This window comes from Methylobacterium goesingense, assembly GCF_022179225.1.
Lineage (GTDB): Bacteria > Pseudomonadota > Alphaproteobacteria > Rhizobiales > Beijerinckiaceae > Methylobacterium > Methylobacterium goesingense.
Genome location: NZ_BPQL01000150.1, coordinates 1 through 12,261, shown reverse-complemented (window position 1 = coordinate 12,261; position 12,261 = coordinate 1). Strand labels below are relative to the sequence as shown.

The 12,261-nt window shown below is 67.4% G+C and carries 10 protein-coding genes, 1 tRNA gene and 2 pseudogenes; 8 read left to right on the top strand and 5 right to left on the bottom strand.

The window, feature by feature from the left end; translation table 11 throughout:
• Nucleotides 1-657 (bottom strand): TPM domain-containing protein (locus MFF30_RS21695; RefSeq protein ID WP_238282080.1); only part of this gene is annotated, 657 nt, incomplete at its 3' end.
• Nucleotides 658-663: 6 nt separating this feature from the next.
• Nucleotides 664-1,302: a LemA family protein gene (locus tag MFF30_RS21690; protein WP_238282078.1), complete on the bottom strand. Its 639-nt coding sequence runs from the start codon at nucleotides 1,300-1,302 to the stop codon at nucleotides 664-666.
• Nucleotides 1,303-1,516: 214 nt separating this feature from the next.
• Here MFF30_RS21690 and MFF30_RS21685 point away from each other — a divergent pair, with 214 nt between their 5' ends.
• The 3 genes from MFF30_RS21685 (at nucleotide 1,517) to MFF30_RS21675 (ending at nucleotide 5,826) form a co-directional block, all read left to right on the top strand.
• On the top strand, nucleotides 1,517-1,819 hold the full coding sequence (locus tag MFF30_RS21685; RefSeq protein ID WP_238282076.1) for an Rdx family protein: 303 nt from the start codon (nucleotides 1,517-1,519) through the stop codon (nucleotides 1,817-1,819).
• 71 nt (nucleotides 1,820-1,890) lie between these two features.
• Nucleotides 1,891-4,041: a sensor histidine kinase gene (locus MFF30_RS21680; RefSeq protein ID WP_238282082.1), complete on the top strand. Its 2,151-nt coding sequence runs from the start codon at nucleotides 1,891-1,893 to the stop codon at nucleotides 4,039-4,041.
• Between the two features lie 411 nt (nucleotides 4,042-4,452).
• Nucleotides 4,453-5,826, top strand: coding sequence for a methyl-accepting chemotaxis protein (locus MFF30_RS21675; protein WP_238282074.1), 1,374 nt, complete (start codon nucleotides 4,453-4,455; stop codon nucleotides 5,824-5,826).
• 22 nt (nucleotides 5,827-5,848) lie between these two features.
• Here MFF30_RS21675 and MFF30_RS21670 read toward each other — a convergent pair whose 3' ends face one another.
• Nucleotides 5,849-6,658 carry an IS5 family transposase gene (locus tag MFF30_RS21670; protein ID WP_238282072.1) on the bottom strand — a complete coding sequence of 270 codons (810 nt, stop codon included), beginning with the start codon at nucleotides 6,656-6,658 and terminating at the stop codon, nucleotides 5,849-5,851.
• A 163-nt stretch (nucleotides 6,659-6,821) separates the two neighbouring features.
• Here MFF30_RS21670 and MFF30_RS21665 point away from each other — a divergent pair, with 163 nt between their 5' ends.
• The 5 genes and pseudogenes from MFF30_RS21665 to MFF30_RS21645 all read left to right on the top strand — a co-directional run bounded on the left by MFF30_RS21665 (nucleotide 6,822) and on the right by MFF30_RS21645 (nucleotide 10,250).
• A complete protein-coding gene (locus MFF30_RS21665) occupies nucleotides 6,822-8,354 on the top strand; it encodes a class I adenylate-forming enzyme family protein (protein WP_238282070.1) in 1,533 nt (510 codons plus the stop codon).
• A gap of 96 nt (nucleotides 8,355-8,450) precedes the next feature.
• Nucleotides 8,451-8,542: transfer RNA gene (locus MFF30_RS21660), tRNA-Ser, on the top strand.
• A 251-nt stretch (nucleotides 8,543-8,793) separates the two neighbouring features.
• The gene (locus MFF30_RS21655; RefSeq protein ID WP_238282068.1) at nucleotides 8,794-9,186 is read left to right on the top strand and encodes a DNA-binding protein; all 393 of its coding nucleotides are present in this window, start codon (nucleotides 8,794-8,796) and stop codon (nucleotides 9,184-9,186) included.
• A complete protein-coding gene (locus tag MFF30_RS21650; protein ID WP_238282065.1) occupies nucleotides 9,104-9,583 on the top strand; it encodes a hypothetical protein in 480 nt (159 codons plus the stop codon). Before MFF30_RS21655 ends, MFF30_RS21650 begins: the two co-directional genes overlap by 83 nt.
• A 64-nt stretch (nucleotides 9,584-9,647) precedes the next feature.
• Nucleotides 9,648-10,250: pseudogene (locus MFF30_RS21645) on the top strand (substrate binding domain-containing protein).
• 354 nt (nucleotides 10,251-10,604) lie between these two features.
• Here MFF30_RS21645 and MFF30_RS21640 read toward each other — a convergent pair.
• Entirely contained in the window at nucleotides 10,605-12,026 is a 1,422-nt protein-coding gene (locus tag MFF30_RS21640; RefSeq protein WP_238282063.1) for a DUF2254 family protein, read from the bottom strand.
• Nucleotides 12,023-12,261, bottom strand: a pseudogene (locus MFF30_RS21635) (hypothetical protein); the annotation flags it as partial. The gene MFF30_RS21640 and the pseudogene MFF30_RS21635, both read right to left, overlap by 4 nt.

Here is a 12,261-nt window from a genome sequence, read left to right as displayed (position 1 = left end):
GCGCCCGCGCCCGCCCCGGTTCATCCGGTAGACCACGACGAGGATCACCAGGAACAGGATCACGAACAAGACGACCTGCCCAGGATCGGCCTCGTCCCGGCGCACCTCCGCCTTGCGCTGCCATTCCTCAGCGTCGCCCGCCAGAATCGACAGCATCGCGTCGACGCCGGCGTTGATACCGCCAGCGTAATCGGCGGTCTTGAAGCGGGGGGCGATCGCCGTGGTGATGATGACCTTGGACAGGGCGTCGGTCAGGGCGCCTTCCAGGCCATAGCCGACCTCGATCCGGACCTTGCGCTCGTTGGGTGCCACGAGCAGCAGGGCGCCGTTGTTGGTCTTGGCCTGCCCAAGCTTCCAGGCGCGGAACAGACGGTTGGCGAACTCCTCCACCGTGCGGCCTTGCAAGCTCGGGACCGTGGCGACCACGACCTGATCGGACGTCTTGTCCTCGTCGGCCTTCAGCTTCGCCTCGAGACTCGTCCTGGCCTCCGGCGCCAGGAGGCCCGCCGCATCCACGACGCGGCCCGAGAGCGGCGGAAAAGTGAACTCGTCGGCCTGGGCCGCCACGGCCCAGAGGATCGGGCCGAAGAGCAGCGCGAGGAGGAGCCCGAGACGGGCGAGGGCGTCGCAACGTGCCGCCGCGCCGGGACTGCGCATGGCGGACTAGAACTTGACGTTCGGCGGCCGCTCGGAATTGGGCGTCGCCGTGAAGGTCTCCATGGGTTTGGCCTCGGGGTAGAACCACGCGGCGATCCAGCGGCCCGGGATGGTGCGGACCTCGGTGTTGTAGGCCTGCACCGCGCCGATGTAGTCGCGCCGCGCTACGGCGATTCGGTTCTCGGTCCCCTCGAGCTGAGATTGCAACGCCAGGAAGTTCTGGTTCGACTTCAGGTCCGGATAGCGCTCGACGGTGACCAGGAGCCGCCCGAGGGCACCCGAGAGCTGGTTCTGGGCGTCCTGGAATTCCTTGAACTTCTGCGGGTCGCTCACTGTCGAGGCATCGACCTTGACGCTCGAGGCCTTGGCGCGGGCTTCCGTCACGCCGACAAGAACGTCCTTTTCCTGCTGCGCGTAACCCTTCACCGTCTCGACGAGGTTCGGGATCAGGTCGGCCCTGCGCTGGTACTGATTCTGCACCTCGCTCCAAGCGGATTTCGCCTGCTCCTCCAGGGTCGGAACCCGGTTGATCGCACCGCAGGCGCTGAGCGAAGTGGCGAGAAGGACCGCGGCCGCCAGGGCCCGGGCGCGTCCGAACCAAGCCCGCCCGGCGTGGCTTCCGGCGATGGCGGCACCTGAACGCATGATCGATACTCCCGAAACGTCTTCGTCCGCGCGGCTCCGGCGCTCCGGCCAGCCCCTGCGACAGATAGGCAACCCTGGCCGTGCGGAAAGGTGCCGATCCGATACTGGACTTTCGCGTGCGATCCATCCGATCCCGCACGCACGGGCGGGACTGCTCCGAATACGGGGCTCGCCATGGTTGACAACCCGAGGGGTATCGGTCGCTTTACCCGCCATGGTCGAGAACGCCCGCCCATCACCTGGAAAGCCTCGGGTTTCCATCACCTACTGCACGCAGTGCCAGTGGCTCCTGCGCGCCGGCTGGATGGCGCAGGAACTTCTCTCGACCTTCCGGGAGGAACTCGGAGAGGTTGCGCTGATCCCGGGTAGCGGGGGCGTCTTCGTGATCCTGTGTGGGTCCGACACGATCTGGGACCGCAGCCGGGATGGCGGCTTTCCGGACGTGAAGACCCTGAAGCAGCGGGTCCGCGACCGCCTCGCCCCGGAGCGCGACCTCGGTCATATCGACCGGCCATGAGCGATCCCGTTCGGAACGACAGGGCGGACGAAACCGTAGGCTGGCGCTGGTGGTGGCGCCACGCCCCCCTGATGCGCGCCCTGGCACGCATCCGCCAGCGCGGATTCTCGACGCAGGTCTACCTCGTCGCCCTCGTGATCGCGCTGATCGGGCCGGGGCTCATCTTCACCGCCATCCTCCTCGTGCGCTACGCCGCCACGGAGCGGGCGCGTTTCGAGCAGGATTCCCGCGAGATCGTGCGGGGCATCGCCCTGTCTGTGGACCGCGACACCGCCGGCCTCGTCTCGGTGCTTCAGACGCTGGCGACCTCCCCGCGCCTCAAGGACAACGAATTCGAGAACTTCGATGCCCAGGCCCGCCTCGTACGCGACGCCATCGGCCTCGACATCCTCCTGCGCCGGCCCGACGGACAGCAGGTGGTGAACACCGCCGTGCCGCGTGCCGCCCCCCTGCCGCGCAGTGCGCTACCGATCGACCGTGAACTCGCGACGGGAACGCAGCGCGCGATGGTGTCGGGCTTCCTGAAGGGCATGCAGCCCGGGGACGCCACCTACGCGGTGGCGGTACCGGTTATCGGCGACGGCAGCGTCACCCATATCCTGAGCTTCAGCATTCCGATCTCGCGCCTCGAAGGCCTCGTCGGCCGCGAGGCCGTGGTGGGCTGGACCACGGGCCTGTCCGATCGAGAGGGGCTCGTCCTGGCCCGGGTGCCGATGCTGGAATCCACCATCGGCTCGCCGCGCCTCGCCACCCTGCGCCAGCACCAGACCGCGACGCCCGGCGTCTGGGAGGGCAAGGATCGGCAGTTGAAGCCCGTCACCGTGGTGGAGGCCCGCTCCCGCCTGACGGGCTGGACGGCCACCGCGGTCATTCCCCAGGCCCTGGTCGAGGCCCGCCTGCGCAACTGGATCTGGGCCTTCTGCGGCTTCGGCCTGCTGGTGCTGGCGACATCTTCGATCCTCGCCGTCCACCTCTGGTCCCGCGTCTCCCGGCCGTTGCGGCGCCTCGCGGCCACGGGGCCGGCCCTGGCGCGCGGCGAGGTGATCCCGCGCATCACCTCGCCGATCCACGAGATCCGGCGTCTGGGCGACGTTCTGGCCGACGCCTCCCTGCGCCTGCGCACCCGCAGCGACGAGCGCGACCGGGCGCTCGCCGAAACCGAGCGTGGCCTGAGTGCCTTACGGGAGAGCGAGGCCCGCTTCCGCCACATGGCCGATTCCGCGCCGGCCCTCATCTGGATGACGGACGAGACCGCGCAGATCAGCTTCGCCAACATGCATTTCGATCACATGTTCGGCCTTGCCACTGCCGCGCAGATCACCGGCGACGATTGGCGGCGGATCATCTTCCCCGACGATTACGAGATCTTCGCGACACTCTTCAGCAATGCCTTCGAGAACCGGGTTCCCTTCCAGGCGGACGTGCGCGTGATCGACCGGAACGGCATCGTGCGCTGGCTGCGCTGCGAGGGCGTGCCGCGCACCGACGATACTGGCAATTTCCTCGGTTATACCGGCTGCAACGTCGACATCACCGATGCCAAGCGCGCCGCCGAGCATCAGCAGCTTCTCATTCACGAGCTCAACCACCGGGTGAAGAACACGCTCGCGACGGTGCAGTCCATCGCCGGGCAATCTCTCCGCCGCCTCGAAGGCGTTGAGGCCAGCGCTGCTCGCAGTGCCTTCGAAGCGCGGCTCCTGGCCCTCGCGCGGGTGCACAACGTGCTGACGCGGGAGAGCTGGGACGGGGCCGAACTCGGCAACGTCGTGGCGGATGCCATCGCCCCCCTCGACGCGGCGGAGGGGCAACGCTCGCGCTTCCACGTCTCTGGCCCGGCCCTTCGCCTTCCCCCCCGCCTCGCCCTCTCCATCGCGATGGCGCTGCACGAACTCGGCACCAACGCGGTGAAGTACGGGGCCCTCTCCGAGGAAGGCGGGACCGTCACCATCGCCTGGACGGTGAATCGCGAGGCCGAGACTCGCCTGAACCTTCGCTGGAGCGAGCACGGTGGCCCACCCGTGGTGCCGCCGACCCGAACGGGCTTCGGCTCCCGGCTGATCGAGCGCAGCCTCGCCCGCGAACTCGATGGCGAGGTCCGGCTCGTCTTCGCCGCAACCGGCGTGGTCTGCACGATCGAGGCGCCCGTGCCGCCACCGACCCTGATCGAGCGCAAGGCCGGCCTGATCGGGCCCCGCGAGATGCTGCTATCGCGCTCGGCCTGAGCACGCCTCGCATCGCCGCCGAAGGACGCGGGACCTTGGCGTCGAGCCGAGGGTGAATCGGGACGGACGGACCACGACCCGGGCGTGCTCCCGGTCTGACCGCCCGAGCGGCTCTGCCACGCGGCCTTCTTCGTTCGGCGGTCGCACGTCATGGTGTCGACTACGTCCGCGAGCGTACGATTTCGTGCGCGCCTGGAAGCACGCGATCCTAGATTGCGAACCGTCGAACAACAGCATCATGACGTTCGGGGTCTTCGAGTGCCGATTATGTTGTTGCGATGCAAATTTTGGGGATGCGACGAAATCTGCCCGCCAGAGCCTTGAAGCCTGGGGATTGCCGGCCTTTCGGATAAGGGGGCCTTAAGAGTGTGTCGGTAAGGCTTGGCGAAACCACATCTGGATTGGCCTTCGATGCTCGGATTTTCGTTCGCACGTTCTGACCGGAAGCAGATCTCCGCTGCCGCCGCATCAGAGCCCGTTGCCGATACCGAGGAGGGTCGGCTGGTCAAGGCCGTGGAAAGCCTGCTCGCGAACCCGGACCTACCGGCGGTCGATCTGCCCGAAGGGCCGCTCCGGCGCGCACTCGAGGGCCTCTGGGCCGGTCGGGACAAGGCCCTTCTGCGCAGCCTCGGCAGCACCGCCGCCCTGGCGCGGGAAGCCTCGGAAGCCGCCACCAACACCGGGTGGATGACCTACGACGTGGGTGAGGTCGCGCGCGCCACGCAGACCATCGCGGGGGCCACGGAGGAAATGGCCGCGTCCGTCGCCGAGGTCGCCCAAACCTCCGACACAGCCGTCACCGTGGCGCAGGACGCCCTCTCGGCCATGCAAGCCTGCATCGGCGACGCGCAGCAGGCACGCGCCGCCATGCAGGAGATCGACGCCCGCACGGGCCAGATCGTGGAGCGGGTCACCGTGCTGGAGCACGCCATTGCCCAGATCGAGGTCATGGCCACCGCCATCGCGGCGATCTCGGCGCAGACCAACTTGCTGGCGCTGAACGCCACCATCGAGGCGGCGCGGGCCGGCGAGGCGGGCCGGGGCTTCGCGGTCGTCGCCGCCGAGGTCAAGGCGCTCTCGGCCCAGACCGCCAAGTCGACCGGCGAGATCCGCGCGCTGCTCAGCACCCTGACCACCGAGATGGTCACCATCTCGAACGCCGTCGGCGAGAGCCGGGGCGCCATCACGTCGGGCCGCGCCATCGTCGATCACCTCGAGCAGCGCATCGCCGATGCCAACGGACGCATCGGGCAGGCGAGCGACATGAACCAGGCGATCTCGCAGATGCTGAGCCAGCAGCGCGCCGCCACCGGCGAGATTTCCAACAGCGTGCAGAGCATCGCCGGCAAGGCGGCCAAGACCCACGAGGAGATCGAGAAGATCACCACGCGCCTCGTCCGCGCCGAAACCAGCGGCCAAGGGGTGCTCGACGCGGCCGCGCACCCGTCGTCCTTCTATCCCCTCGTCCGGCTCCCCGCCGATTTGGGCGCCTGGAAGCGCAAGCTCGCGCGCATCCTTGTCGGGCTCGCCCAGCCGGATGCCGCCGTCGCCACCATGACGGGCCGACCCGGCGACAGCATCGCCGCGCGGCTCGCGGGCTCCGCGCCCGCATCCCATCCGGCCTTCGCACGCTTCGCCGCGGCGGAAGCCCGCGCGCTCGCGGAAGCCGGCAAGGTGATCGAGGCCATCAAGGTCAGCAACTGGGATATCGGCACGCCCGCCTACCAGGCGGCTTCGGATGCGATGAAGGAGATGCTGACGGCAGCCCGGGAGATCACCGCCTAAGAGCCTGTTTGAGCGCGATTGCTTAGGCTGGATTGTTGAGGGCGTTGGCGGCCATGAGGCAAGCCACGCAGATGAGGCGTCCGGTCGCGACGTCGAGGCGTCCGGCGTGCTCGCGGAGAAGCCCACCCCAGTGGCTCAGCCAGCCGAAGGTGCGCTCGACGATCCAGCGCCGTTCTAGAACGACGAAGCCCTTCTGGTCCGGGTCTTTTTCGACGACCCGTCGGCGCATGCCGTGAAGGTTGCACCATTCCTCGCAGCGCTTGGCCCGGAAGACGCTGTCGAAGAGGCCCAGACGCAGGCTCGGCCAGAACGGCTTGCCCTCGTCCAGTGCCGACAGCGTGTCACAATCCTGCACGTTGGCCGGCACGATAGCCATGGCCAGGATGTGCCCCTCGGCATCGACCATCAGCACGCGTTTGCGGCCGACCACCCTCTTGGCGGCATCGTAACCGCGTGGCCCGCGCACGCCGATGCACTTGACGCTCTGGGTGTCGATGATCGCCAGCCGCGGCGTGGGACGCCGCCCGCAGCAGCGGCGCTGTCGGCGCGCGAGCGTCCGCATCAGGACCGCGAACAGGCCCTTGTCCACCCAGCGCCGGAACCACCCGTAGACGGTGCGCCAGGGCAGGAAGCCATCGGGCAAGGCCCGCCATCCGCCGCCCGTACGCAGATGCCAAGCAACGGCCGCCATCACGCGGCGCGCCGACCTGGCGTTCGGTCGGGCCGGCGGGTCAGCCCGCTCCAGAAAGCGGGCCACCTCGTCCAAGCCCGCCTCCATCACCATGTTCTTCGAACGCGTCTCATGGCGCGTCCGATGCCGGTCCGTCCACATCTGCTCTCCACGCCGCCCCGCCAGGCGGAATTCGTGTTGCTACACGAGACAGATGGGGGCGGCCGGTGGAGGTCCTCAAACAGGCTCTAAGCGGCGCTTCGCACTTGTGCGGAGACTTGGTTTGCGCATCCGTAGGGTCGTCGCGATCACGGAGCCACAAACCTTGTCATCAGCGCCCGACACCACGACCACCTCAGACCGCTTCAACGGCGCGCGCCACTGCCTGGCCGAGAATGCCCGACTGCGCGCGGACAAGGTCGCGCTGGTCATGGCGGGAGCCGGCTCGGACGTCCGGACCCTGACCTTCGGCGAGGCCGACCGCGCGGTGCGGGGAATCGCAGCCGGCCTACGCGACCTCGGATTGCCGCAGGGTGCGCGGGTGATGATCCGCATGGGCAACGAGGCGGATTACGTCCTGGTGTATTTCGGAGCGCTCGCCGCCGGCCTCGTCGCTCTGCCCTCCTCGCCCCAGCTGACCCCGGCGGAGGCCGCCTTTCTGCTCGAGAATTCCGGCGCCGCCGCGGTCGTGGTCGGGGACGCGAACCCGGTCGATCCGGCGAGCCTCGGGTCGTGCATCCGGCTCGGTGCGGCCGATATCGCCGCTATGAAGGCGGGGCCTCCGATCGCCGATTACGCCGACACCCGGGCCGACGATCCTGCGACGCTGGTCTACACCTCCGGCACGACGAGCCGGCCCAAGGGTGTGCTGCACGCGCACCGGGCCATTCGCGGGCGGCGGCCGATGCACGCACACTGGCTCGGGCTCTCCGAGACGGACGTGATGCTGCATGCCGGCACAATGAACTGGACCTATACCCTCGGGGTCGGCATCACGGACCCCTGGGCCTGCGGCGCCACCGCAGTGCTCTATGACGGGCCGCGCGACCCGGCGCTCTGGCCGAGCCTGATCGCACGGCATCGGGCGACCCTGTTCGCCGCCGTGCCGAGCCTCTATCGTCAGATCCTGAAATACGGAGACCTGACCGCCCAGGATCTCGGCGCCCTGCGCCACGGCGTGACGGCGGGCGAGGCGCTATCGCCCGAACTGCTGGCTGCTTGGCAAGCCGCCACCGGCAAGCCCTTCTACGAGGCGCTCGGCATGAGCGAAATCTCCACCTACGTGTCGAGCGGTCCGACCGTGCCGGTTCGTGCCGGTTCCCCGGGCAAGCCCCAGCCCGGCCGCCGCGTTGCGATCCTGCCCGTGGAGGGGCCGCCCGAGCCGTTGCCCGCTGGCGCGATCGGCCTGTTGGCCGTGCATCGCACCGAGCCCGGCCTGATGCTCGGGTACTGGAACCGGCCGGAGGAGGAAGCCGCCGTGATGCGGGGGGACTGGTTCGCCGGCGGCGATCTCGCCAGCCTCGATGCGGACGGCTACCTGACCTTCCACGGCCGCAACGACGACCTCATGAACGCCCTCGGCTACCGGGTCTCGCCCAACGAGGTCGAGGGGGTACTGGCGGTCCATCCGGAGGTGGCCGAGGTCGGCGTCACGGAGCTCGCGGTGCGCCCCGACCTCACGGTCATCGCGGCCTTCGTAGTCCGCACCCCAGGCGCGACAGTGGATGCGGAGGCCCTGATGGCCTGGTGCCGCGAGCGGCTCGCCGCCTACAAGTGCCCGCGCGCCGTGCGCTTCCTCGATGCCCTCCCCCGCACACCCAACGGCAAGGTGCAGCGCAAGCGCCTCGGCCAAGCCTGAGGCGTGTCCAGCGCGACGCATCGCGCCGACATTCTGCCGTCTGCCGCGAAACGTCGCTTGACCCGCCCGATGCGAAATTCTAGATCGGCGGCCTGCGGAGACGTGGCCGAGCGGCTGAAGGCACTCGTTTGCTAAATGAGCATACCCCGAAAGGGGTATCGAGGGTTCGAATCCCTCCGTCTCCGCCATCTACCCCAAGCCGCTGTAAGCCATTGGCAAACAAGCGGCTTTTTCTTTGCCAAAAACTTATATGACCCCGATTTGACCCCGCAAATCGGGGGTGTGGAAAACCTGGGCGTGGGCGGCTTCGCTGAGGCTTGATACCGGACGCCAGCGCAATCCCGGGGTGAGTCGGGTCAGACGCAGGCCGAGAAAGGTTGGAAGGGCTTCTTCACGCTTGCGGTGCAGGATGGCTCGTACCATCCGAGCAAATTTTCACATGATCCTCCAGCACCTCTTCGATGCCCTTGCCGACGACCTCGTCGCCGAAGGGACCAAGGTGACCTACGACGCGGTCCAGGCCGCACTCCTCTCCAAGCGCGGTCATGGGGCGTCCGACCGGGATTTGCAGCGACCCTTCGCGGACTGGCGTCGGCGACGGCGATACAAGGGGCACTTTGCAACGCTCGATCTACCGGAGGAGATGGAGAAGGTGCTTGCCGCCTTCGCCGCGACGGCGATGGGCATTGCCGAAGCCAGGGCTCAGGCCGCTCATCCGGTTTTTGGTCAGCCAGAGCGGCGCCGGCGGGTTGCTGGAACAGATGCAACGGATTGTCCGTGGCTTAGAAAGGCAACTCGCCAGCCTTGCCGACGACAACAAGGTTCTGCGTGAGCAAATTGCCGCCCTACAGCCAAAACCCGTGAACCTGGAGCCAATCGCTAATGTCTCGAAGGCTTCAAGCTCCATTGGCGTGCGGTCGAGGAAATCTGGAGCGGCGTTGATCGCGGCGACCGCATTCTGGGACAAGGTGGTGGCTGACAGGGCTGCACAAATCCTCGTCTACGGGCGCCCCATGAGCGTCGATGAAATGCTCCTAGAAATATCCCAAGACACGAAAGAGTTCGCCGCAATCGCCTTTCAGACTATCGACAAAAAAGCGCTCGACCATAAGATAAAACAGCGCATTGAGGGCAAGAAATACGGACTGTTTCGCCTGGGCGATGGGCGATACAGCGTGATACCGCTAGCTTCGGATTATCGTCAGTCCAGTGCTCGCGCCGCCGCCTGATGATCCGGAGCTAAGCCAAGGCTCCAGCAACGCTAAAAGGTAGAAGGTAGCGCTACCCCTTACCTTGTCGCGAGGTCGTCTACGACTGAAGCCGTTCACCGACCGGCACCCGGCGCTGCATGTCCAACTGCTGATGGAGGACCGGCGCCAGGACCTGGTGCGCGACGCGGGCAATTTTGTCATCCGCCTGGGTTGGCAGATCGATTCTAGCGCCACGGCGAAACTCATCGCCATAATCCCTAGGGTTATCCTGGCATCGCCATCGTATCTTGAGGAACATGGGTCGCCGCGAGCGCCCTCCGATCTTGCTTCCCATCGGATCGTAGGCGGGCCGTCCTAGGACGCCTGGGCCTTCGAAAAGGACGGCGAGACCGTGTCGCTCGATATTTGCCCGCATCTTTCGACCAACGAGAACGAGGGTGCTGTTGCCGCCGCCGTCGCCGGCCTGGGCATTGCGACGACCACAGGACGGGCCTGTCGGCGCGAACTGTCCGAAGGCACCCTGGTGCGGCTCTTCTCGGATTGGGCGACGGCCGATATCCCCGTCTACGCCTATTTCCCGATGGGCCAGGCGACCCGCGCCGCTGGACGCGCCTTCGTCGAATTCTTTGCCGCAGATCTCACAATCGAAGGAAAGGCCGCTTCCGACACGGGCGCGATGGGATAGGCATCGCGGGCGGCGGCTTGAGAGGAGCGGTCGGGCAGCGCGCAACGGACGACCGGGTTCGAGGCGGAACGTGCGCTTCCCACTTGAAGGTCAAAGTCTTGCTACCATCCGGAGCAGCCACTCCGGCGGCGACCCGAACTCGCCGTAGAGGTATTGTAGGGCCTGCCCGTATTGCCGCAGGTAGCGACGCTGGCCTGGAGCTCTTCCGCGGCCGGTCAAGGACAACCGGAACGTTGCGCCGCCCGGGGCGATCCACGCGGTCGGGCTGACCTTCCTCGGATGCGTCGTGGTGCTCTGCCTGGTCATGGCCCTGGCGACCTGATCGGAAACGCGTTTCTAGCCGCATCACCGACGCTACGACTTCGTTCCCGGTACGCGGGTCGAGCGCGAGTTCAACTTGCCCAGGCTGGCGGCGAGGTCCGCCGTCGAGGCCGAGACGGCGTTGGACACCGAGGTGAAGCCCCGCGCGAGAAGTGCCTCGGAAAGGTCCGCGAGCGCGGCTTCGAGCTGACGGGTGAGGACGTGCTCTCCGAGGCTCGACAGCGCGCGGTGGGAGACGTCCGCGAGCCGTTCGGCGGTCGGCTGGCCGACGTGGCGGAGCAGGATGGCGAGGGTCGTGATCGCCTCGGCCAGGGTCTGGGGCTGGATCGACTCCGATGCCACCACGATCACGGCCTCAAGCGCATCGGTCGCCACGGTCGGAGCGGCGTCCCGATAGACGATGCAGGACGTCGCGTCCTCTCGCGCCTCGGTCTCGCCATCGCTCCATTGCGCGATGACGTCCCGCAGGGCCTGGATGACCGAGATGCCAGGGCTCGGGTTCGACTTCGACGTCGAGACGGAGGTCCAGGCGATGGTCGCGAGTTGGTGCAAGCCGTAGGCGGCGTCGTGCTTGAGGTCGCGCCCATCGTCGTAGTCGAGCGCCGCTAAGGCCTCGTCGACGATGGAGATGCGTGCTTCTACGTCGAGCGTGACGTTTGGCCGGCACCGGACCTGAAACAGGGGGTCGTGGACGGCTCGGTAGGCCCCGACCGCGATGTCGAACTCGATCTCGACCGCGCCCTTCGCATGACGGTCGACGGTCCTGGCGATGCGCGTCGAATCGATCCCGACCACGTATCCGCTTTCTTGGGAGCGCACCGACGCGACGACGGGCCAGCCATGCTGGGAGGTCCTGCGCGTCCTCGCGAGCAGGTCGAGATCCGCCGCGCGGGCTTCGAGCACCCGCCCATGGATGAACTGGATTATCTGCGCTGGGCGCATCTGGTCGATGGTGTTGTAGATCATCACGATGATGAGGCAGAGCGCCGAGGTCGTGAGCAGCAGCGCCAGTGTTGTCCCGAACACGGGCCGGTGGAAGCCGGTGTTCGTCACGAGGGTCATCAGCACGAACACCGACAGGCCGACGAAGTAGCCGAAGTAGAACTGGTTCGTGCGCCGAGCCATGAACTGGTCGGTGACCTGGGCCGTCAGCGAGGCGGCCCCCTGCTGCACCGCGATGAGCAGCAGCGAGAACGTGATCGACGTCACCGTGATGATGCTCGAAGCCACGGTGGTCAGGAGGCTACCAAGGGCGGCGCTGTCCCCGAGCAGTTCGCCTAGCCAGCCGAAGCCGGTCGGGGGCTCGCCACCGGACCACGATTTGTCGGCGAGGTAGACCAGCGCGTTCAGCCCGACGAACCCGAGCACGGTGGCGAGCGGCAGGGCCAGGAACTGCCGGAACGATCTCCGGACGGCGTTGACGAAGCGACGTGGGACCGACTGAATGGACCTCATGGTGCCCGGTTTCCCTTGATGCGCTCGACGGCTTCCACAGTGGCGAGGATCGCGTTGGCTGCGGCGACGTCACCCGCGTCGGGAGGGGCGACGGGATCGACGGACGCTCCGATGCGTCGGCACAGGCGGGCTAAATACGGGAAGTGGTCGGACCCGAAGGCGTCGAGCCGGTCGATGGACACCGTCTCGAAGCCCCCCTCGTGGAAGATCTGATCGAGGGGCCAGCGCAGCCAGG

Coding starts and splice junctions, on each gene's coding strand:
- MFF30_RS21690 (WP_238282078.1), bottom strand. CDS start 1,302: ATGCGTTCAGGTGCCGCCATCGCCGGAAGCCACGCCGGGCGGGCTTGG.
- MFF30_RS21685 (WP_238282076.1), top strand. CDS start 1,517: ATGGTCGAGAACGCCCGCCCATCACCTGGAAAGCCTCGGGTTTCCATC.
- MFF30_RS21680 (WP_238282082.1), top strand. CDS start 1,891: ATGCGCGCCCTGGCACGCATCCGCCAGCGCGGATTCTCGACGCAGGTC.
- MFF30_RS21675 (WP_238282074.1), top strand. CDS start 4,453: ATGCTCGGATTTTCGTTCGCACGTTCTGACCGGAAGCAGATCTCCGCT.
- MFF30_RS21670 (WP_238282072.1), bottom strand. CDS start 6,658: ATGTGGACGGACCGGCATCGGACGCGCCATGAGACGCGTTCGAAGAAC.
- MFF30_RS21655 (WP_238282068.1), top strand. CDS start 8,794: ATGATCCTCCAGCACCTCTTCGATGCCCTTGCCGACGACCTCGTCGCC.
- MFF30_RS21640 (WP_238282063.1), bottom strand. CDS start 12,026: ATGAGGTCCATTCAGTCGGTCCCACGTCGCTTCGTCAACGCCGTCCGG.